General features: G+C 54.3%; 19 protein-coding genes and 3 pseudogenes. 15 read left to right on the forward strand and 7 right to left on the reverse strand.

Annotated features, from left to right (window positions below):
- The first annotated feature begins 11 nt into the window (after positions 1-11).
- Both sufE and ldtE read left to right on the forward strand, forming a co-directional pair.
- Positions 12-428, forward strand: coding sequence for a cysteine desulfuration protein SufE (sufE, locus tag ACQG1K_RS09400; RefSeq protein WP_154051183.1), 417 nt, complete (start codon positions 12-14; stop codon positions 426-428).
- 97 nt (positions 429-525) lie between these two features.
- Positions 526-1539: a L,D-transpeptidase LdtE gene (gene ldtE / locus ACQG1K_RS09405; RefSeq protein WP_276170378.1), complete on the forward strand. Its 1014-nt coding sequence runs from the start codon at positions 526-528 to the stop codon at positions 1537-1539.
- 60 nt (positions 1540-1599) lie between these two features.
- On the opposite strand, the gene lpp is transcribed toward ldtE, so the two are convergent.
- The 5 genes from lpp to ACQG1K_RS09430 all read right to left on the reverse strand — a co-directional run bounded on the left by lpp (position 1600) and on the right by ACQG1K_RS09430 (position 6476).
- Positions 1600-1836, reverse strand: coding sequence for a murein lipoprotein Lpp (gene lpp / locus ACQG1K_RS09410; RefSeq protein WP_001082307.1), 237 nt, complete (start codon positions 1834-1836; stop codon positions 1600-1602).
- 312 nt (positions 1837-2148) lie between these two features.
- Positions 2149-3570 carry a pyruvate kinase PykF gene (gene pykF, locus ACQG1K_RS09415; RefSeq protein WP_015570703.1) on the reverse strand — a complete coding sequence of 474 codons (1422 nt, stop codon included), beginning with the start codon at positions 3568-3570 and terminating at the stop codon, positions 2149-2151.
- A 7-nt stretch (positions 3571-3577) separates the two neighbouring features.
- Entirely contained in the window at positions 3578-3859 is a 282-nt protein-coding gene (locus ACQG1K_RS09420) for a hypothetical protein (RefSeq protein WP_419394464.1), read from the reverse strand.
- Between the two features lie 88 nt (positions 3860-3947).
- Positions 3948-5093 carry a trans-sulfuration enzyme family protein gene (locus ACQG1K_RS09425; protein ID WP_426760320.1) on the reverse strand — a complete coding sequence of 382 codons (1146 nt, stop codon included), beginning with the start codon at positions 5091-5093 and terminating at the stop codon, positions 3948-3950.
- 12 nt (positions 5094-5105) lie between these two features.
- Entirely contained in the window at positions 5106-6476 is a 1371-nt protein-coding gene (locus ACQG1K_RS09430; protein WP_324286375.1) for a cystathionine beta-synthase, read from the reverse strand.
- Positions 6477-6876: 400 nt separating this feature from the next.
- Here ACQG1K_RS09430 and ACQG1K_RS09435 point away from each other — a divergent pair, with 400 nt between their 5' ends.
- The 6 genes from ACQG1K_RS09435 to ACQG1K_RS09460 all read left to right on the forward strand — a co-directional run bounded on the left by ACQG1K_RS09435 (position 6877) and on the right by ACQG1K_RS09460 (position 11550).
- Positions 6877-7899, forward strand: a complete 1023-nt coding sequence (locus ACQG1K_RS09435; protein WP_023299939.1) for a methionine ABC transporter ATP-binding protein — start codon at positions 6877-6879, stop codon at positions 7897-7899.
- A complete protein-coding gene (locus tag ACQG1K_RS09440; RefSeq protein ID WP_017384621.1) occupies positions 7892-8560 on the forward strand; it encodes a methionine ABC transporter permease in 669 nt (222 codons plus the stop codon). The genes ACQG1K_RS09435 and ACQG1K_RS09440 overlap by 8 nt, the downstream gene beginning before the upstream one ends.
- Before the next feature lie 23 nt (positions 8561-8583).
- A complete protein-coding gene (locus ACQG1K_RS09445; protein WP_367075238.1) occupies positions 8584-9396 on the forward strand; it encodes a MetQ/NlpA family ABC transporter substrate-binding protein in 813 nt (270 codons plus the stop codon).
- A gap of 108 nt (positions 9397-9504) precedes the next feature.
- Positions 9505-9714 (forward strand): fumarate hydratase FumD, encoded by a 210-nt coding sequence (fumD, locus tag ACQG1K_RS09450; RefSeq protein WP_003857676.1) that lies wholly within the window; start codon positions 9505-9507, stop codon positions 9712-9714.
- A gap of 117 nt (positions 9715-9831) precedes the next feature.
- Positions 9832-9999 carry a hypothetical protein gene (locus tag ACQG1K_RS09455; protein WP_022647883.1) on the forward strand — a complete coding sequence of 56 codons (168 nt, stop codon included), beginning with the start codon at positions 9832-9834 and terminating at the stop codon, positions 9997-9999.
- Between the two features lie 144 nt (positions 10000-10143).
- A complete protein-coding gene (locus ACQG1K_RS09460) occupies positions 10144-11550 on the forward strand; it encodes a DUF1996 domain-containing protein (RefSeq protein ID WP_063200881.1) in 1407 nt (468 codons plus the stop codon).
- Positions 11551-11606: 56 nt separating this feature from the next.
- On the opposite strand, the gene ACQG1K_RS09465 is transcribed toward ACQG1K_RS09460, so the two are convergent.
- A complete protein-coding gene (locus ACQG1K_RS09465; RefSeq protein WP_003857665.1) occupies positions 11607-11747 on the reverse strand; it encodes a hypothetical protein in 141 nt (46 codons plus the stop codon).
- A gap of 125 nt (positions 11748-11872) precedes the next feature.
- Here ACQG1K_RS09465 and ACQG1K_RS09470 point away from each other — a divergent pair, with 125 nt between their 5' ends.
- Together ACQG1K_RS09470 and ACQG1K_RS09475 are read left to right on the forward strand one after the other, a co-directional pair.
- On the forward strand, positions 11873-12655 hold the full coding sequence (locus ACQG1K_RS09470; protein WP_045622819.1) for an MBL fold metallo-hydrolase: 783 nt from the start codon (positions 11873-11875) through the stop codon (positions 12653-12655).
- 72 nt (positions 12656-12727) lie between these two features.
- The gene (locus ACQG1K_RS09475) at positions 12728-13363 is read left to right on the forward strand and encodes a carbonic anhydrase (RefSeq protein WP_022647889.1); all 636 of its coding nucleotides are present in this window, start codon (positions 12728-12730) and stop codon (positions 13361-13363) included.
- 28 nt (positions 13364-13391) lie between these two features.
- On the opposite strand, the gene ACQG1K_RS09480 is transcribed toward ACQG1K_RS09475, so the two are convergent.
- Complete coding sequence (locus ACQG1K_RS09480; protein ID WP_317578995.1) at positions 13392-14987, reverse strand: FAD-NAD(P)-binding protein; 1596 nt, start codon at positions 14985-14987, stop codon at positions 13392-13394.
- 595 nt (positions 14988-15582) lie between these two features.
- Here ACQG1K_RS09480 and tssB point away from each other — a divergent pair.
- The 5 genes and pseudogenes from tssB (at position 15583) to ACQG1K_RS09505 (ending at position 20572) form a co-directional block, all read left to right on the forward strand.
- The gene (tssB, locus tag ACQG1K_RS09485; RefSeq protein WP_023300236.1) at positions 15583-16074 is read left to right on the forward strand and encodes a type VI secretion system contractile sheath small subunit; all 492 of its coding nucleotides are present in this window, start codon (positions 15583-15585) and stop codon (positions 16072-16074) included.
- A 34-nt stretch (positions 16075-16108) separates the two neighbouring features.
- Positions 16109-16933: pseudogene (tssC, locus tag ACQG1K_RS09490) on the forward strand (type VI secretion system contractile sheath large subunit); the annotation flags it as partial.
- Between the two features lie 20 nt (positions 16934-16953).
- Positions 16954-19557 (forward strand): annotated as a pseudogene (locus tag ACQG1K_RS09495) (ImcF-related family protein); the annotation flags it as partial.
- Between the two features lie 37 nt (positions 19558-19594).
- Positions 19595-19775 (forward strand): annotated as a pseudogene (locus ACQG1K_RS09500) (type VI secretion system protein TssA); the annotation flags it as partial.
- Positions 19776-19831: 56 nt separating this feature from the next.
- A complete protein-coding gene (locus ACQG1K_RS09505; RefSeq protein WP_320683836.1) occupies positions 19832-20572 on the forward strand; it encodes a hypothetical protein in 741 nt (246 codons plus the stop codon).
- Position 20573: the final 1 nt, after the last annotated feature.

A 20573-nucleotide genomic window follows, 5' to 3' on the forward strand; every position in this document is an offset into this window, starting at 1 on the left:
AGAGGCGAGAGATGGCAGATTTGCCGGACAGAGATAAATTGCTGCGTAACTTTGGGCGTTGCGCAAACTGGGAAGAGAAATACCTTTATATTATCGAGCTAGGTCAGCGCCTGCCGCCGCTCAGCGAAGAGGCGCATAACCGGGACAACATCATTCAGGGCTGCCAGAGCCAGGTCTGGATCCAGATGCAGCAGATGGAGGATGGCGTAATCGATTTACAGGGTGACAGCGATGCCGCCATTGTGAAGGGGCTTATTGCCGTCGTATTTATTCTTTATCACCAGATGTCGGCGCAGGATATTGTCGCCTTTGACGTTCGCCCTTGGTTTGAAAAAATGGCCTTAACCCAACACCTCACCCCGTCCCGCTCCCAGGGACTGGAAGCGATGATCCGCGCCATACGCGCCAAAGCCGCAATCCTTAGCTAAACTGACAGAACAGCATTCATTCTGTTTCGCGGGGTGGTTTCCACCTCGCTGGTTTTTCAGCTTTCTGACGTTTGGTCAGTGAATAAGGAATCTCAGCATGAAGCGCGCGTCTCTAATAACTCTATTACTCCTTGGTTCGCTCAGTGCTGTTAATTCAGCCAGGGCGGTTGATTATCCTTTACCGCCCGCAGGCAGCCGCCTGATTGGGCAAAATCAGACATACACCATTCAGGAAGGCGACAATAAGCTCCAGGCTATCGCTCGTCGGTTTAATACCGCCGCACAGCTTATCCTTGAAACCAATAATACCATTGCACCGGTAAACCCTGCGCCAGGAACGGTCATTACCATTCCTTCCCAGATGCTGCTCCCGGACACCGAGCGTGAGGGCATTGTGGTGAATCTGGCGGAGCTGCGTCTTTACTTCTATCCGCCTGGCGAAAATATCGTGCAGGTCTATCCGCTGGGTATTGGTCAGCTTGGGCTGGAAACACCGGTCAGCACCACCCGTGTGAGTCAGAAAATCCCTAACCCTACCTGGACCCCCACAGCGGGCATCAGAGCGCGCTCACTGGCGCAGGGCATTAAACTGCCGCCTGTGGTACCCGCAGGGCCAAATAACCCGCTGGGGCGCTTTGCGCTGCGTCTGGGCATCGGGAATGGGGAATATCTTATTCATGGCACCAGCGCGCCGGACAGCGTAGGGCTGCGGGTCAGCTCGGGCTGTATGCGAATGAACGCGCCGGATATCAAAGCGTTGTTTGAACGAGTGCGCGTCGGCACGCGGGTGCAGATTATCAATGAGCCGGTGAAGTTCTCCGTCGAGCCGGACGGCAAACGTTATATCGAGGTGCACAGGCCGCTGGCGCAGGCTGAGGGCGAAAACCCACAGACGGTGCCGTTCACGCACTCGGCGGCGTTTACCGCCTTCGCAGCGGAATCAGGTAGCGATAAAACGCTAATCAACAAAGCTCTGGCGCGCAGAGCCGGGATCCCGGTTGCCGTTTCAGCAGGCAATGGTTCGTCAGCCAGCAATTCTGTCCTGTCGGTTCAGAATAGTCGTGTCTCAGCGGCGGTGACGGAAGGCGAGGGAGAGAAAGCGCTTCAGTAGAGGTTTGACGAAGGCAAAAAAAATGGCGCACAATGTGCGCCATTTTATTAACAGGTACTATTACTTACGGTATTTAGTAGCCTGGTTGTCCAGACGCTGGTTAGCGCGAGCTGCGTCGTCTTTAGCAGCCTGAACGTCGGAACGCATTGCGTTCACGTCGTTGCTCAGCTGGTCAACTTTAGCGTTCAGAGTCTGAACGTCAGAAGACAGCTGATCGATTTTAGCGTTGCTGGAGCAACCTGCCAGCAGAGTAGAACCCAGGATTACCGCGCCCAGTACCAGTTTAGTACGATTCATTATTAATACCCTCTAGATTGAGTTAATCTCCATGTAGCGTTACAAGTATTACACAAAGTTTTTTGGGTTGAGAATATTTTTTTGATGGGATTACGCCTATTTTTGATCGTTCGCTCAAAGAAGCAACGAAATCGGCAATTTTGACGAAAAAGCTATGTTAAAAAAGGCATTTTTCATCGGATTCATCTTAGATAAATCGCGATTAAATAGAAAAACCCGATTTGCTTTTTGAATAGTTCTGGTTAATGGCGGGAATAAAAAAAGCGCCCCGAAGGACGCTTTTTAACAAAACAATAATTTGTTCGTGAAATATTACAGTACGTGGACAGATGCAGTGTTGGTTGTACCGCTTGGTACCAGTGCACCAGAAACCATAACCACCACGTCGCCTTTCTGAGCCAGGCCACAATCAACCAGTTCCAGAGCCACTTCTTTACCCAGACGATAGAAATCATCGGTAGAGGCAATCTCTTTCACCAGGTGTGGGATCACGCCTTTGCTCAGCACCAGCTGACGCGCGGTGGTTTCGTTCGTGGTCAGCGCCAGGATAGTTGCATCCGGGAAGTATTTACGCACGGCACGCGCAGATTTACCGCCCTGGGTCGCCACGACAATCAGTGGGGCTTCCAGTTTTTCAGCGGTTTCTACCGCACCACGGCACACGGCTTCGGTGATGCGCAGTTTACGGCTGTCGTTGTTGTAATCCAGACGGCTTTTCATCACGCGGTCGGTACGCTCACAGATGGTCGCCATGATGCCGACCGCTTCCAGAGGGTATTTACCTTTTGCAGATTCGCCAGACAGCATAACGGCATCGGTACCGTCGAGGATGGCGTTCGCCACGTCGCCGGCTTCAGCGCGGGTAGGGCGTGGGTTTTTGATCATGGAGTCCAGCATCTGCGTTGCGGTGATAACCACTTTACGCGCGCGAACGCATTTCTCGATCATCATCTTCTGCGCGAAGATCACTTCTTCAACCGGGATTTCAACGCCCAGGTCACCACGCGCAACCATGATACCGTCGGACGCTTCAAGGATTTCGTCGAAGTTGTTCAGGCCTTCCTGGTTTTCGATCTTGGAGATGATCTGGATGTTCTCACCACCGTGCGCTTTCAGGTGCTCACGGATCTCAACCACGTCAGAACGTTTACGGATGAAGGACGCCGCAACGAAGTCCACACCTTGTTCGCAGCCGAAGATCAGGTCTTGTTTGTCTTTTTCAGCCAGAGCTGGCAGAGCAATGGACACACCCGGCAGGTTAACGCCTTTGTTTTCGCCCAGATCGCCGTTGTTCAGCACTTTACAGATAACCTTGTTACCTTCAATCGCGGTCACTTCCATGCCGATCAGGCCGTCATCTACCAGCACGGTGTTGCCAACGGACAGATCGCTGGTGAAGCCTTCGTAGGTCACGGCAACGATTTCGTTATTACCTACAACGGATTTGTCGGTGGTGAAGGTGAAGGTCTGGCCCGCTTTCAGGGAAACGTCGTTACCGCCTTCCAGTTTGATGGTGCGGATTTCAGGACCTTTGGTGTCGAGCAGGATTGCCGCTTTTTTCCCGGTCTTGCTCATCACGTTGCGCAAGTTCTGAATACGCTGACCGTGTTCAGCATAGTCGCCGTGGGAGAAGTTCAGACGCATCACGTTCATGCCGGCATCCAGCATTTTGCTCAGCATCTCTTCGGATTCGGTTTTCGGGCCGATAGTACAAACAATTTTCGTCTTTTTCATGACAGTCTTAGTCTTTAAGTTGGGAAGGATATGGAAATCTCGCTCCGGGGGCGCACCGCCGCGGAGTCAAACCTGTGTTGCGAAAGAGTATATGACACGCACTAAGAATAGGTGACATCAAATGAGCGTGCAGAAGAAAGTGTGCCTGAGTGCCAGCCCAACGAATGAGAGGAGAAGTTGTACGTTGTTTTTTGTATTCCAAGCGCTGAAACCATTCACCAGGGATTTGGCGCGCATTATACGCTGATTCACAGTAAAAAGGAAAATGGAAACAGCGTTTCAAAAACATTCTGTGCAGATTCACATAAGTTTGTTATCAAGGCGTTAAGGCCTAATGTCATCTTATGACGGCAGGCGCAACGCCCGCCGTTTTTTGCTCACTTTTCCAGCGCCTGTTGAAGGTCGGCGATCAGATCCTTCGCATCCTCAATCCCCACCGACAGGCGTATCAGCTGCGGCACAATGCCGTTTGCAAGACGCTGCGCCAGTGGAATGGAGGCGTGGGTCATGCTGTAGGGCTGGCTCACCAGACTCTCCACCCCGCCCAGGCTTTCCGCCAGGGTAAAGAGCATAAGATGACGAATCACCTCTGTCGCGCGTTGCGCATCGCCTTTAATCACAACGGAGATCATGCCGCCCGGCAGCGCCATTTGTCTGCGGGCAAGCGCATACTGGGGGTGTGACTCCAGCCCGGGATAGAGCACGCTCTCTATCTGCGGATGCTGCTCCAGCCATTGCGCAATCGCCAGCGCGTTGGCACTGTGCTTCTCAACGCGCAGGGAGAGGGTGCGAATCCCCCGTAGCGTCAGGAAGCTGCTGAACGGATCCAGAACGCCGCCAACCGCGTTTTGCAGATAGCCCAGACGCTCCGCGAGATCCTTATTTGCCCCGACAACAGCCAGCCCGGCAACCACGTCTGAATGACCGTTGAGATATTTGGTGGCGGAGTGAACCACAATGTCGAACCCCGCCTCCAGCGGCCGGTGAATGACCGGGGAGGCGAAGGTATTATCCGCCACGCTGATCGCATTATGGCGCCGGGCAATGTCTGCGATGGCCTCCAGGTCGGCCAGTTTCAGCAGCGGGTTCGTCGGCGTTTCCACCCAGATCATGCGGGTGTCCGGGCGAATGGCGGCCTCAAGGACGGCTACATCGTCCGGCTTAACCCAGCTCACCTGTAACCCGGTGCTGCGCTTGTGCACGTTTTCGATCAGGCGATACGTACCGCCATACACGTCGTCAATGGCAACGATATGGCTGTCTTTATCCAGCAGTTCGAGCACGGTGGAAATGGCCGCCAACCCTGACGCGAAGGCGTACCCGCGCGTGCCGCCTTCCAGTTCGGCGATGGCGGTCTCCAGCGCATGGCGGGTTGGGTTGCCGCTCCGGGAGTATTCGTAGCCGGTATGTTCACCCGGTGCCGGTTGCGCAAACGTCGACGTGGCGTAAATTGGCGGCATCACGGCGCCGTGCGTGTCGTGATACTCACCGCTGTGAACGCTGAGGGTGGCCAGGTTTTTCATCTTTTGCTCCTTTTATTTCGTCAGGCGGTTACGCCAGGTGGTGAGTACGTCACTGCGTGTGATCAGACCCAGAAAGCGGTCTTCGTCATAAATAATCGCCACCAGGCCACGGTCAAAGATGGTGTACAGGGCGCTCTCCGGGGCCAGCTTATCCAGATATTCGACCTGACGCGTCATGGCCGCCGTCACGGGGAGAGAGAAGCGATCGGCATCTCCCCCGATGTGCCGCAGCAGGTCCCACTCGTCGATGATGCCGACAACATTGTTGTTATCGAGCACCGGCAGCTGGGAGATGTCGTACAGGCGCATGCGGGCCAGCACGGTGGAAAGCGTGTCGTCCGGGGCGACAGTCACCGTCGCGCCTTCATCGTGGCGCAGGGCAATATAGTCCGAGAGATCGCCTGCCTGCGGACGTGAAATCAGCCCCTGCTGGCGCATCCAGTCGTCGTTGAACATCTTTGAGAGGTATTTATTGCCGCTGTCGCAGGCGAAGGTGACCACACGTTTTGGCGTAGTCTGCGCCTGGCAATATTTCAGCGCCGCCGCCAGCAGCGTGCCGGTGGAGGAGCCTGCCAGGATCCCTTCCGTTTTTAGCAGATCGCGGGCGGTGGTGAACGCCTCGCGATCGGTAATGCGCCAGGCGCGTTTAACCCCTTCGATGTGCGCCAGCGGAGGAATAAAGTCTTCGCCAATCCCCTCAACAAGCCACGATCCGGCATCGTGATAGCGTCCGGTCTCAACCTGATCTGCCAGCACCGACCCGGCCGGATCGGCAAGCACAAATTCCGTCTGCGGTGAGTGCTCGGCGAACCACGCCTGTAAGCCGCCCAGCGTACCGCCGGAGCCGACGCCGACGACGATGGCATCGATCTGGCCGTCAAGCTGCTCAAACAGTTCCGGTGCGGTAGTGGTGCGGTGCGCCAGCGGATTGGCCGCGTTATTGAACTGGTCGATATAAAACGCGCCTGGCAGTTCGTTCGCCAGCCGCCGGGCATAATCCTGGTAGTAGGCCGGATGCCCTTTATTCACATCCGAGCGGGTTAGCACGACCTGCGCCCCTAACGCGCGCAGGTGGAAAATCTTCTCGCGGCTCATTTTGTCCGGCACCACCAGGATCAGCGAGTATCCCTTTTGCGCCGCAATCAACGCCAGCCCCAGGCCGGTGTTCCCCGCCGTGGCTTCAATAATGGTGCCGCCAGGCCGTAGCTGCCCCATACGCTCGGCCTCGTTAATCATCGACAGCGCGACGCGGTCTTTAATCGAGCCGCCTGGATTCTGATTTTCCAGCTTCAGAAACAGCGAGCAGGGGCCGGTATCCAGCTTGTGCAGCTGGATGAGTGGCGTATGGCCAATTAGTTCGGTGACGGAGTGGTAAAGCGTCATGGTCATGTCCTGTGAAGAGGTGATGACCGGATGATAGGACCACGAAATTTTCTCAATAAAGAACGTTTCACTGGGTTTTAGAACAGAAAGGAATAATCCTTATGTTTTTTGGGTGGAAAGACAGCAAGACGTAAAGTTGTCCGGATGTGAGGATGGCTATATCAGTACATAGTGCTGCAAAATTAACCAATTTCGTCGGATGAATGAGACCTGATATGCAAAAGGCAGATAATTATTGCAGATATTCATCTAAATGCTTTTCACCCGCCAGTTCGCTGCTTATTCCGCCGCATTATAAGAAATTCTTTTTTGGTCATTTAAAAGCTGATAACAGCTGTTTACTATCTTTTGGACATCCATACTGCTAAACCGCTATATGCGTAACGGATAACGAATAAGAATGATCGTACTCAGTAATATTTCGAAGGTTTTTGACAACGGGAAGCTGGCGCTGACAGCCGTTGATAACGTCAATTTGACGATAGAGCAGGGACAGATTTACGGGATCATTGGTTACAGCGGGGCCGGGAAAAGTACGCTTATCCGTCTGCTGAACGGTCTGGAAAAGCCCAGCGCCGGCAGCGTCACCATTAACGGTCAGGATATCTCCGCCGCGAAGGGAGAAGCGCTGCGTCAGGCACGCCTGAAAATCAGCATGGTGTTCCAGCACTTTAATCTGCTCTGGTCGCGCACGGTGAAGGAAAACATCGCCTTTTCAATGCAAATTGCCGGTGTGCCAAAAGCGCAAATTCAGGCTCGCGTTGCCGAGCTGGTGGAGCTGGTCGGCCTGAAGGGGCGCGAGAATGCCTACCCGTCCCAGCTGAGCGGCGGGCAAAAACAGCGTGTGGGCATTGCCCGCGCGCTGGCCAATCATCCGGACGTACTGCTGTGTGACGAAGCCACCTCGGCGCTGGATCCGCAGACCACCGATCAGATCCTCGATCTGCTCCTGGACATTAACCGTCGTTTTAACCTGACCATCGTACTCATTACGCATGAGATGCATGTGGTGCGCAAAATCTGCGACCGCGTGGCGGTAATGGAGAACGGCAAGGTGGTGGAAGAGGGGGAGGTGCTGAGCGTGTTTACGCATCCTCAGCAGCCGATCACCCGGCAGTTTGTCCGCCAGGTGAGCCAGTACGCGGAGGAAGAGACCTTCAATACCGAACTGGCAAATGAGCTGGAGGGCGCGGTCATCAAGCTCACCTTCACCGGGCACAGCACGCACAGGCCGATCGTCGGTGAACTGACCCTGCGCTACGGCCTGCCGTTTAACATCCTGCACGGCAAAATGACGCAAACCGCCCACGGTGTTTTCGGGCAGCTCTGGGTGCACGTGGTGGCATCGGATGAACAACTGAACAATATCCTCGCCGACCTGAAGCAAAGCGATATTGAAGGCGAGGTAATCAAGCATGGCTGAAGAACTCTTTCCGCACCTGAAGTGGGATCAACTTTGGGCTGCAACCCAGGAGACGCTCTACATGACCGCGCTTTCCGGCGTGGCGACGTTTGTTCTGGGGATCGCGCTCGGTCTGGCGCTGTTTTTAACCGCCCGCGGCGGGTTATTCCACAACCGCACGGTCTACAGCGTGATGTCGATTGTGGTGAACGTGTTCCGCTCGATTCCGTTCATCATTCTCATTGTTCTGCTGATCCCGTTCACCAAGACCGTTGTGGGGACCATTCTCGGCGCTAACGCTGCGCTGCCCGCCCTGATTGTGGGCGCCGCGCCGTTCTACGCCCGTCTGGTCGAGATTGCCCTGCGGGAAGTGGATAAAGGGGTAATTGAAGCCACGCGTTCGATGGGCGCACGGCTGAGCACGTTAGTGTTTCGGGTTTTACTGCCGGAATCTTCACCCGCACTGGTTTCAGGTATGACGGTGACGCTGATTGCGCTGGTGAGCTACAGCGCAATGGCGGGGGTGATAGGTGCCGGCGGTTTGGGAAATCTGGCTTATCTGGAAGGATTCCAGCGCAACCATGGTGACGTCACGCTGGTGGCAACGGTGACCATTCTGATCATCGTGTTCATTATCCAGTTCTGCGGCGATGCCATTACTTCACTGTTAGATAAACGCTAATAAATACACACAGGAACCACATCATGAAAAAGACACTGACACTGATCGCCGCAGCCACCCTGAGCGCCCTGAGCTTTGCCTCCTGGGCGGACACGCTCACCGTGGGGGCGTCCAACACCCCGCACGCGGAAATTCTGGAGCAGGCTAAGCCGATTCTGGCGAAGCAGGGTATTGATCTGGAGATTAAACCGTTCCAGGACTACATTCTGCCAAACACGGCGCTGGCAGGGCATGATATTGATGCCAACTATTTCCAGCACATCCCTTACCTGAACAGCGTGCTTAAAGATCATGCGGGCGATAAGGATTATGATTTTGTCAGTGCAGGCGCAATCCACATTGAGCCGATCGGTATCTATTCAAAAAAATACAAATCGCTGAAGGATCTGCCGGAAGGCGGCAAAATCATCATGCGTGATGCGGTTTCCGAGGAAGGGCGTATTCTGTCCATCTTCGAAAAAGAGGGCGTGATCAAGCTGAAGCCAGGCATCGATAAAGTGACCGCGCGCATCAGTGATATTGTGGAGAACCCGAAAAAGCTGCAATTCACCCCTAACGTCGAGGCATCTCTGCTGCCGCAGATGTACAACAACGACGAAGGTGCTGCGGTGGTGATCAACGCCAACTACGCAATTGATGCTGGTCTGGATCCGGTCCACGATCCAATTGCGGTTGAAAGCGGTGAGAATAACCCGTACGCCAACATCATTACCGTTCATCGCGGTGATGAGAAGAAGAGGGATATCGTCGCGCTGGTGAACGTGCTGCACTCCAAAGAGATTCAGGACTGGATCCGCACCAAATACAAAGGCGCGGTCATCCCGGTAAACAACTAATCGCCTGATTTTCCAGACGAAGCCCGGCGAACAACACGCCGGGCTTCTTTTTTGTATCCAGCCGACGAATGATTTAAGCTGACGGTTTAGGGCAACGGAGTGATGGCAATGGGCAATGTGACCAAAGACGAAGCGCTGTACCAGGAGATGTGTCGGGTGGTAGGCAAGGTCGTTCTGGAGATGCGTGACTTAGGGCAGGAGCCCAAGCATATCGTGATTGCTGGGGTACTACGTACCGCGCTGGCGAACCAGCGCGTTAAGCGCAGTGAGTTGACCACCAAAGCGATGGAAACGGTGGTTAAAGCGCTGGCCGGTTAGGACGAAGCGTCTCGCGAGTTTTTCAGATCCCGCATATCAACAGTCATTATTGTTATTTCCTCTTCATGATGAAGGCGTGTTTAACTGAGTCCAGGTTAAGCGAGAAGGGTAATGACGATGAAAAAATGGATAAGCACGTTACGGCGGTTTTTTGCGCCCCGACCAGCGAATGCGGAGAACAGCGCGCAACGTGTTCTTGAGTCAATACTGCCTGTCGCCAGCCTCTATGGCGTGGACGTAGCCAACATCGACCCGGAGTGGTTCTATGTTAAAACGTCACGCTGAACTTCGCCGGACGCGCGAAATGTACTGGAATGAGCTGTGCGTGATGCGTGTAAAGTGAGAATGAAGGGAAAAATGCCCTGGCTAATCCTCGGTAAACGATAGCCGTTTTGTTACCACTATCTCCTTTCTCAGCTGGAGATGATAATGAAACGGACAGTATTAACCCCCGCGCTTTCTGCCACCGTGCTATTGCTTGCCATGCAGGCGGCACACGCTGGTCCACAGGCGCATGTTGTATGCAGTTATTCCCATACCCTCGGCGATGATGCCATTATGATGTACGGCATGCCCAACGAGGCCATGCTGCACGATTTTTTTGGTAACGTGCAAACGGATGCTTACTCCAGCCGTGAATCGCTGCGTACCCAGGAAAAGACCACCTGCGATAACAAAGCAGACAGCTCGGCCTACTGGGCTCCGTCGCTAAAATTACCGGACGGAACGGTGGTCAAACCCGCCTATCAAAAAACCTATTATCAGGCATCGAACGTTGACGCCTGGCCGCTGCACCCGTTCCCGGCGGGGCTGTCGCTGCTGGCAGGCGATCATCACGGCACCGCGCCAAATCCACATATCACCTTTTTATGCGCCAACGGCAAGGGCTACACCACCAGAACGGGTGAAGTCTGCGGCTTACGCAAGGCGAAGGATGCCGTGCAGTTTAATATCGGCGTTCAGTTCCCGAACTGCTGGGACGGGGTCAACCTGAAGCCCGCCCACGGCCTGGCTAACGCCACCTACGATACGAAAGGACAGTGTCCGTCCGCCTTCCCGGTGAAGATCCCGACGGTGAACATGAATATTGCGTACGTGCTTCCGACAATTAGCTCTCTGGATACCAGTAAAGTCCAGCTTTCCCTCGACCCCACCATGCATGGCAGTGAACGTGAAGAGCGATGGGGGAGCCTGTATACGGCGCATGCTGACTTCATGAACGGCTGGACGGAAGATGCCGCGCGCTTTATGACCGACCTGTGCATGAACCGCGGAATGGATTGCGGCACCACCGTGCCGTATGGTTATTCAAAAGCGAAGGCCAACGTCTGGCTCAGCAGCATGGAACCCGCACTTTCACAGCCCGATCCCCAGGTCTTACTGGTGCAGGATAACTGGAAGAACGGTGGACGCACGAAAAACAGCGAAACATTGTCGCTGGTGAAGTTCAACATTCCTCCGCTGCCTGCCGGACAGGATCCTGCCCAGTTTAAATACCGCGTGAGAATTTATGGCGGGAAAGTGGAAACCAACGGCGCGGATCAAATCTTCTTCTATCCGGCGAGCAACGACTGGGATCCGGCCACCGTGAGCTGGCATTCACGGCCGCCCTGCAACTATCGCTCGGATGCGGTGCTTTACCTGAACCACTCCCGCGAATACCGGATGGTGGACGTGGATAAAGCGGTGCGCAAGGCGCTGGCAGAAGGGAAAACCGAAATTTCGTGGTATATCGGTGGCGATCGTCAGGGAAATCACTATCAGTTTGAGACGGGGTCATCTCAACAAAGCCTGATCCTGATGCTGACCGGGTTTAGCAAAACGCCGGAGATCTGATAGCGGGTAGCAAATGTATTCATAAAAAAAGCACCGGGGAGCCCGGTGCTTTTTCTTCAGATCTTGCAGGCATCGCCGCAGTCGTCATCGGCGACAATCGCCTGGGCTTTTTTATCCGCATCGTCGAGACGTTCCGCGTTGCGCTCTTCTGCTTCATCCAGCCCGTTAAAGACTAAGTTATCGAGATCAATTTCCATGTGCCACCTGCGTTATTCAGTTTTTGATACTGGCACAGTATAAGTCAAAAAAAGCGGGCCAGGCACCCCTCAGCACATATGGATAATCCCTGCCATACTCAGTGCTTTATTGCTGAGGAAAGCCGATGATTACACTCTGTAAAACCTGCGGTACCGCTTACGATGAACAGCCCAAAAACTGCCCGATTTGCGACGATGAGCGCCAGTATGTCCCGGTGACGGGCCAGGCATGGACGGACTTCGACAGCCTTACGACCACGCACACCAACAAATGGCAACAGCTGGAGCCGCAGCTGTTCAGCATCAAAACCGTTCCCGCTTTTGCCATCAACCAGCGGGCGCTTCTGCTGCGTACGCCGCAGGGCAATGTTCTGTGGGACTGCATCGCCAACCTCGATCCGGCGACCAGAGCGTTAGTTGACGCGCTCGGGGGCATCAGCGCGATCGCGATTTCGCACCCGCATTACTACACCACCATGCAGGAGTGGGCCGCCGCGTTTAACGCGCCGATCTATCTGCACGCCAGCGATCGGCAGTGGGTGATGCGTGACAGTCCGGCGATACGCTTCTGGGAGGAGGACGCCCTGGAGATTATGCCGTCGGTGACGCTGCTGCGTCTGGGCGGGCATTTTGCAGGCGGCACGGTGCTGCACTGGCAGTCAGGCGACGGCGTGCTGCTGGCCGGTGATATTTTGCAGGTTACGCCTGGTAAGGACGCCGTGTCGTTTATGTGGAGTTATCCGAATATGCTGCCGCTGCCTGCCCGCACCGTTGAGGCGGTGATCGGTCGACTGACCGGGAAAACGTACCAGCGACTGTACGGGGCCTTTGAAGGGCAAAACATCCCGGCGAACGCAGATGAGATTGTGCAGCGGTCGGGCCAGAAATATATTGCTTGTCTCCGCTAAGGCACGGTGGTTAAATTTTACGAGTGTGATCGCGATCATACCTAAACTAAAACAGATAAAAGAGAAATGGCTATGCAACATATCATTGAAGGTTTTCTCAGCTTTCAAAAAGAGATTTTCCCGCAACGTAAAGAGCTTTTTCGTAGTTTAGCGTCCAGTCAGAATCCCAAAGCGCTGTTTATCTCCTGCTCCGACAGCCGTCTGGTTCCGGAACTGGTCACGCAGCAGGAGCCAGGACAGCTCTTTGTCATTCGAAACGCGGGCAACATTGTGCCACCGTTCGGGCCGGAGCCTGGCGGTGTCTCTGCAACCATCGAATACGCGGTAGTGGCCCTTGGCGTGACCGATATTGTTATTTGCGGCCACTCCAACTGCGGCGCGATGAAGGCGATTGCTGACAACGCCGATCTGGAGCCGATGCCAGCCGTTTCCCACTGGCTGCGCTATTCTGATGCGGCAAAAGCGGTGGTTGAGAAGAAAACCTGGGATCAGCCAATCGATAAAGTGAATGCGATGGTGCAGGAGAACGTCTTTGCTCAGCTGAGCAACATCAAGACCCATCCGTCGGTGGCGGTAGGCCTGCGCAACAACGCCATTCGCCTGCACGGCTGGGTATATGACATCGAAAGCGGCAAAATCCTTGCCCTGGACAAGAACACTAAATCCTTCGTGTCGTTGTCGGAAAACCCGGAAGTCTTCTTCGAGTAATCCGACACCGCAGGGCAGGGAAGCCCTGTTAAAACTCCGTGTAAGGTAACTTCCGTCGCACGCCAGATGCAGGATTCCCCGCCGCTTTCGCCATCGCTTTACCAATTTCAGCGCACTCAGACAACCCCTGAACAAACGGATGATCGTGCATCAGCCAGGGGATCGCCCCAAAAGCGATACGTCCGCGCAGAGACGCAGGTGACAGCAACGTGTAGTCTTCCCCCACGTCCGGTATTTCATCCCCCGTTTCCTCAAGCTGTTTGCGCAGCGTCGGGAAGGGAATATCCTTATTTCTGAGCGGTTTCTGCCCGCGGGCATCGATAAAGACGTCGAAGCGATAACGCTTTTCTTTCGTGGTGATGACGGTCTGATCGCTGCCGATATCCAGGTCGTAATCATCACCGAGTGCGACTACGCTAATGATCCCTGCCTCGCGCAGTGCCAGTAACCGGCGGATAGACTGCGGTGGAATGGCGGCATAGTTATCAATAAACACACGCTCCAGCCCGGATTTAAACCGTTCTCTGTCACGTTCATTGAGTGAAGGGACAATGGCCTGAACTACTTCATGCAGACGAAGCACGGTATAGCGCCAGGCAACGGTGCGTTTCTCGCACTTATTGCGCTCCACTTCTTTCAGATTCGCTTCGGCCCAGGTGAAAGGACCATGCTTTTTACGATCCTCAAACCAGACATCACGAAGCGTGTCAGCATTCAGCGTGCCGATCGTTATCGCCTGGCACCAGCGCGGATCGGCCAGCTCAAGCTCTTTCACCATCAGTGCAAAGATGCGGTCAAGCAGCCCGTCAGGGCCTTTGGCAATTTCGCTTTCTGCCACAGACTCCGTTAACACCGACAGCGGTTCATAAGGGATAGGGCAGTAAAAGTCGGCCTCCGGAAGAACGCCCGAGCGGGACATCAACGTGATGTTTAGCCCCTCACTACCTTTATTGACAACGAACTGCTCCCCGCTAAACCGACCATGCTGCATTACTACCGCCATAGCAGCGTCCAGTCCGCTGAGGGAGGTACCCATAATCCCCACCTCACAGGCTCGGATATCCGCGTCCATCAGTCCCGACCATGGGCTTGGGAAATAGTCGCGGGTGGATTCATCTTCATCAGGCCAGACGTGACCGGTGGCGACCACGGCAAGGTCAAATCTTCTGGAGAAAGGCGCATCGTTCACTGACAGGGCCACGCCGTCTGCATCTGCTTTGATATCCGTTACTTCTGCGTTGGGATGAACCTCGATATGAAACCCAGCCTTTTTCGCCTCGGCAACGACGGCGAGAAAGCGGTCGTGAAAATATTCACCCAGCAGAATACGCGGCAGAAACTGCCGGTCATTCAGTCTGTCTTTGTCGACGTTATAGCGGGCAAGATGGGCTTCACTCTGCTGTTTGAGCCAGTCGAGGTAGGTGATAAAAATGGGCGGGATTTCGATACTGGCGATATTCGCCAGCATCAGCCGGGAGTTATCCTCGTCGCTGTAGGGCATCCCTACGCCGGGTTGGTCTGCTTTTTCGAACACGGTGACCGACAGCGGTGCTGCGTTGTTAAGAAGTGAGTAAAAGGTGTAAATCCCTGTTGGGCCTGAGCCGATAATGGCGATTTTTTTCATCGAAAGCGTTCCTGCGTTTCTGAACCATACAACAAGCGTAGCAGGAGAAAGGTTAAGCCGTTTAATTAAGGGAGTAATTAAGACGTTTTGAAGAGGGCATGGCGTACCCCCTCCTGAACTTAGGGGGAAGTTATATGCTGTTATCGCCTGGTTGAGTAGATATAATTCTGCCTGATATGGTGAAAGGAAAGATTGTTTTGGTTCCAGGCTTATCGATAATATGCAGGCCGGGGATTTTAACAAGAGATAGATTTTTGAATATATGGCGAGCCAATATTATTCGTGTTTTTATAATGGCGAGTGATGGAATAGTCCAGAATTGGACTATTCCATGCTTTCTATAAAGTAACAAAATAATCTGATTTCCAGCTTTTAAAACAACTTTCTGTGAGACTCACAAAAGGGTCGTGAGGACGTTTAGGCAAGTGCTGCGTGGCGCTCTTTTTTACCCTTATCAGTAGAAAATTCTTAAGAAAAATCCATATGCAGATCTTTGATCTGAAAAGTTGATCATGAATGGGCTTTTGCTCTAATATGGTTTTGTAAAGACCCGTCACTCACTTAACTCGTATTTCTTGCAAAGAAAGGGACTGCTATGGCCGATTCATTTCAGAATGAGGTGCCCAAGGCACGCATAAATTTAAAGCTGGCGCTGCATACAGGCGGCGCGCAGAAGAAAGTCGAACTGCCGCTTAAACTTCTCACCGTCGGTGATTTCAGTAATGGAAAAGAGAATCGTCCATTGTCCGAAAGGAAGAAAATCAACGTCAACAAAAATAACTTTAATAGCGTACTTTCGGAATTTAACCCGGAGGTTAATCTGACGGTGCCTAACACCATGGCTGTCGATGGTTCGGAGGAAAGTATAAAACTGAATTTCTCCGATATTAAGGATTTCGAACCTGAACAGGTTGCCCGCCAGATCCCTCAGCTCCGCGCCATGCTGGCCATGCGTAATTTATTACGCGACCTCAAATCCAATCTTCTTGATAACGCCACTTTCAGAAAAGAACTCGAGAAAATTCTTAAGGACCCGGCGCTGTCTCAGGAATTACGCGACGAAATGAGTGCACTGGCCCCGAAATAAGCGGCATGTGTAATTTAATGGATTAACCGGGAATATGCTGATGTCTGTGAATAGTGAAACCGCCTCCGCGCAGGGGCAGACCATCGTACTGGAAAAAGAGGGCGTTTACGCCTCCCTGTTTGAAAAAATCAACCTGACTCCGGCCTCGAGCCTGGGTGATATCAATGCGTTTCTGGATGATGCCGCGCTTTCTGACGCGCCGGCGGGTGAACGCCTGACGGCGGCGATGCAGGTGTTTATGGACTGCATCCGCAAATCCGGTCAGCCCGTGGAGAAGCTCGACAAAACGCTGATTGACCACCATATCGCCGAACTGGATTTCCAGATCAGCCGTCAGCTGGATGCCGTAATGCATCACCAGGCGTTCCAGAAGGTGGAGTCCATGTGGCGCGGCCTGAAGCAGCTGGTGGACAACACCGACTACCGCCAGAATGTGAAAACCGAAATTCTGGACGTCTCCAAGGATGACCTGCGCCAGGATTTTGAGGATGCACCGGAACTGATCCAGAGCGGCCTCTACTGGCACACCTATACCGCCGAATACGACACCCCGGGCGGCGAGCCGATTGGCTCAGTGATTTCATCCTATGAATTTGACGCCAGTCCGCAGGATGTGGCGCTGCTGCGCAACATCTCGAAAGTGTCTGCCGCCGCACACATGCCGTTTATTGGCTCTGTCGGGCCGAAATTCTTCCTGAAAGACTCTATGGAAGAGGTTGCTGCGATTAAGGATATCGGCAACTACTTCGACCGCGCCGAGTACATCAAGTGGAAATCTTTCCGCGACACCGACGACGCCCGCTACATCGGCCTCGTGATGCCGCGCGTGCTGGGGCGTCTGCCGTATGGCCCGGACAGCTAACCGACCTGATCCCGCCCCTCACCGCGCAGGGTATTCAGCAGATTTGCGACAAACCACAGCAGAATTTTTTACTCACCCTGGCTGACCAGCTAATCCGCGAGCCGCAATCGCTGACCGGACCCTTATCAGTATTACTTAACCCGTACCGCCCGCTGCCTCTGGCTGGCGTGGTGTTCAGCCCGCCTTCAGCAGGGGCAGGTCGCAGTGTTGCTCATCACTGGGGCAAAGACAACCGCTGGGATGCCATCCCGGCGTCTACACAGGCCTTACCGGCAGGTCTGCGCCCGCGTAAACCCGGAATCAGCTGGACGCAGATGGCGGGCGTGGGCGTGGCGGCGCTGATGGCGCTGTGGGGCATATCCATGGCCGTCTCCTTTGTCGCCAACCGTGACCTGGTGACGACGGCGCAGGAGCAGGTTCAGCAGTCTGTGTCAGAGAAACAGCCGCTGAGCAAGCGTCTGCACGCTCTGTCTGAACTCCAGAAAACCCTTGCTCGTTTACAGTACCGTACACAACACGGCGTGCCCTGGTACGTACGCGGCGGCTTAAGCCAGAACGATGCCCTGCTGGCGGCGCTCTTCCCGCGCTATAGTGAAAGCGCCTTGCCGCTGTTGCGCGATGCGGCGGCGGAACACCTCACTCAACAGCTCCAGGCCTTTGTACAGCTGCCACCGGACAGTCCGTTACGTGAGCGCATGGCAAAATCGGTTTACGACCGGCTCAGGCTCTACCTGATGCTCTCGCGGCCGGAGAAAATGGATGCGGCCTGGTTTTCCGCCACGCTGATGCGCGACTGGCCACGGCGTGCTGGTGTGGCAAACGGTCTCTGGCAGGGCAGCGGCCCGGCACTATACGCTTTTTATGCCGCGAGCCTGGTGTCACACCCGCAGTGGCGCTTACATGCTGACGATATGCTGGTCAGTCAGACGCGTACGCTGCTGGTTCGCCAGATGGGGGTGCGAAACAGTGAATCCACACTCTATCAGAAAATGCTCTCACAAGTGTCGAACCAGTATGCCGATATGCGCCTGACGGACATGACCGGCGACACCGACGCCGCAAGCCTGTTCAGCACCGATGAGGTGGTGCCGGGGATGTTCACCCGTCAGGCGTGGGAGGAGGCGGTACAGCCTGCCATTGATAAGGTGGTGAATGAACGTCGCGAGGAGATGGACTGGGTGCTGAGCGACAGCAGACAGCCCGCCAAGCAGCAGACCTCGCCGGAAGCCCTGAAGCAGCGACTCACCGCACGTTATTTTGCCGACTTCAGTACCGCCTGGCTCGATTTTCTCAACAGTCTGCGCTGGCAACGGGCAGTGACCCTGTCCGACGCCATTGACCAGCTCACCCTGATGGCGGATGTGCGCCAGTCACCGCTGGTGGCACTGATGAACACCCTGAATATCCAGGGGCGTACCGGTGAGACCGGCGAGGCGATATCCGATTCGCTGGTGAAATCGGCAAAAAATCTGCTCGGTGGCGATAAACAGCCGGCCATTGACCAGAGCGGCGGCGCGCGCGGTCCGCTGGAGGCGACCTTCGGCCCGGCACTGGCGTTGATTAACAGCCAGCAGAAAGGCGGCGGAAATACCGACCTGAGCCTGCAGACGTTTCTGACCCGCGTCACCCAGGTGCGCCTGCGGCTACAGCAGGTGACCAACGCCGCTGATCCGCAGGCCATGACCCAGGCGCTGGCGCAGACGGTGTTTCAGGGAAAGGCGGTAGACTTAACCGAGACCCGCGACTACGGCAGTCTGGTGGCAGCGGGGCTCGGGCAGGAATGGAGCGGTTTCGGGCAGACGATGTTTGTGCGGCCCATGGAGCAGGCCTGGCAGCAGGTGCTGCAACCCGCCGCTGAAAGCCTGAATGCACAGTGGCAGACCGCCGTGGTGGATGACTGGAACAGCGCCTTTGGCGGGCGGTATCCGTTTAAAGATGTCAGCAGCGAGGTCTCCCTGCCGTTGCTGGCCAGATACCTCAATGCCGATTCCGGGCGCATCACCCGGTTTCTGCAGACTCGTCTTAACGGCGTGCTGCACAGGGAGGGGAGTCACTGGGTGCCGGACAGCATCAACGCCCAGGGGCTGACTTTCAATCCGGCTTTCCTCAGGGCGGTTGATACCCTGAGCCATATTTCCGATGTGGTGTTCACCCGCGGGGAGGCGGGGTTGTCCTTTGAGCTGCGCCCGGGAACGGCGGATGGCATCATGGAGACGCGGCTGGTTATCGACAGCCAGAAGCTGACTTATATGAACCAGATGCCTGCCTGGAAGCGTTTTAACTGGCCTGCGGACACCGAAGCGCCGGGTGCGGCATTAAGCTGGATAAGCACCCAGGCCGGCACCCGGCAGTATGCAGATATGTCCGGGACATGGGGATGGATAAGGTTGCTGGACAAGGCGTCAGTCAGCGCTTACCCCGGCACGGGCAGCAGTTACAGTCTCACGTGGCAGGCGCAGGATGGCAGACCGCTAAACTACACCCTGCGCACTGAGGCGGGAGAGGGCCCGCTGGCCCTGCTGAAGCTGCGAAACTTCAACCTGCCGTTGCAGATATTCACCGTCAGCGAGCCTGCCGCTGACCCCCTGGCTGATGACCCCGACCCCACGGAAACGTACTGATGGCATCCGTTCATACACTGATTACAGCCTGCCAGGCCGCGCCATCACGCTCACGCAGTGGGCGCCAGAACTGCTGTTTGAGGTCAAAGCCCACCGCCTGAAGCTGCTCCGTATGAAGGGCCGGACGTAATAAAACATATAAAGCACGCCTGAATCCGGAGATGGAACATCTGCTGGCGGGGCTGATTGCAACTGACGCTGCCAGAGCTACCGTGTAGTGCGGATAATTAAACAAACGTAACAAAAAAATTATTATTAGGGATATACAACAATCATGCATTTGATTATGAAAATAATATTGTCGGTTATATTTATTCAGCTTTCAGGCTGTACAGCAATTCTTTGGGGAGAAAACAGTGTTGCTGACACAAAGATAAAAGAACGTACTTTGATTTCAGACGAGGTTACCGCTGCGTTTTATTATGAAAATCTCTCTGCTTCGGCTATTCAGGGAAAGACACAGGTCAGGGTAGAAATACCTCGGGATGGTGTCGCTTTCAAGGGAGAAAAAAACATCTATATATTAACGACAGGGGCAAAAGAGTTACTTGCGCTGGATAAACTATCCACACAGGTAACGCTGGTTACCGGTTATGAGAAATTTGATGGTTTAAGGCTAAAACTGGATATGCCGCATGGAAATGACCTTGTCATGCATTTTTCCGATGCGCTTGTACTGCAGGTTAATGAAAGCGACAGCAACCTTACCACTCAGGATATTGATGACCTTAAAAAAACGGGGTTCTGGAATGAGGGTGGAAGGTATGTTAAGCAAATACGCCTGGAAGGGGTAATTATTCCCAGAGATAAGAACGACAGTCTGTTTAATAATAGCGAGAAATTGGTTAAAAAACATAATGTGGAATTTTATTCTACAGAAGACTCAACTTACTTTCATCCTCTGCGACTGGCAACAAACATCGTGTTAACACCCTTCACGGCCGTTGCGGATATTGTATTTTTCCCAATATCACTGCGTGTATTAGGGCTCATCACCCATCCTCCTGTACATTAAT

Origin of the sequence: Enterobacter cloacae complex sp. 402C9 (assembly GCF_050030745.1) — a bacterium.
Lineage (GTDB): Bacteria > Pseudomonadota > Gammaproteobacteria > Enterobacterales > Enterobacteriaceae > Enterobacter > Enterobacter intestinihominis.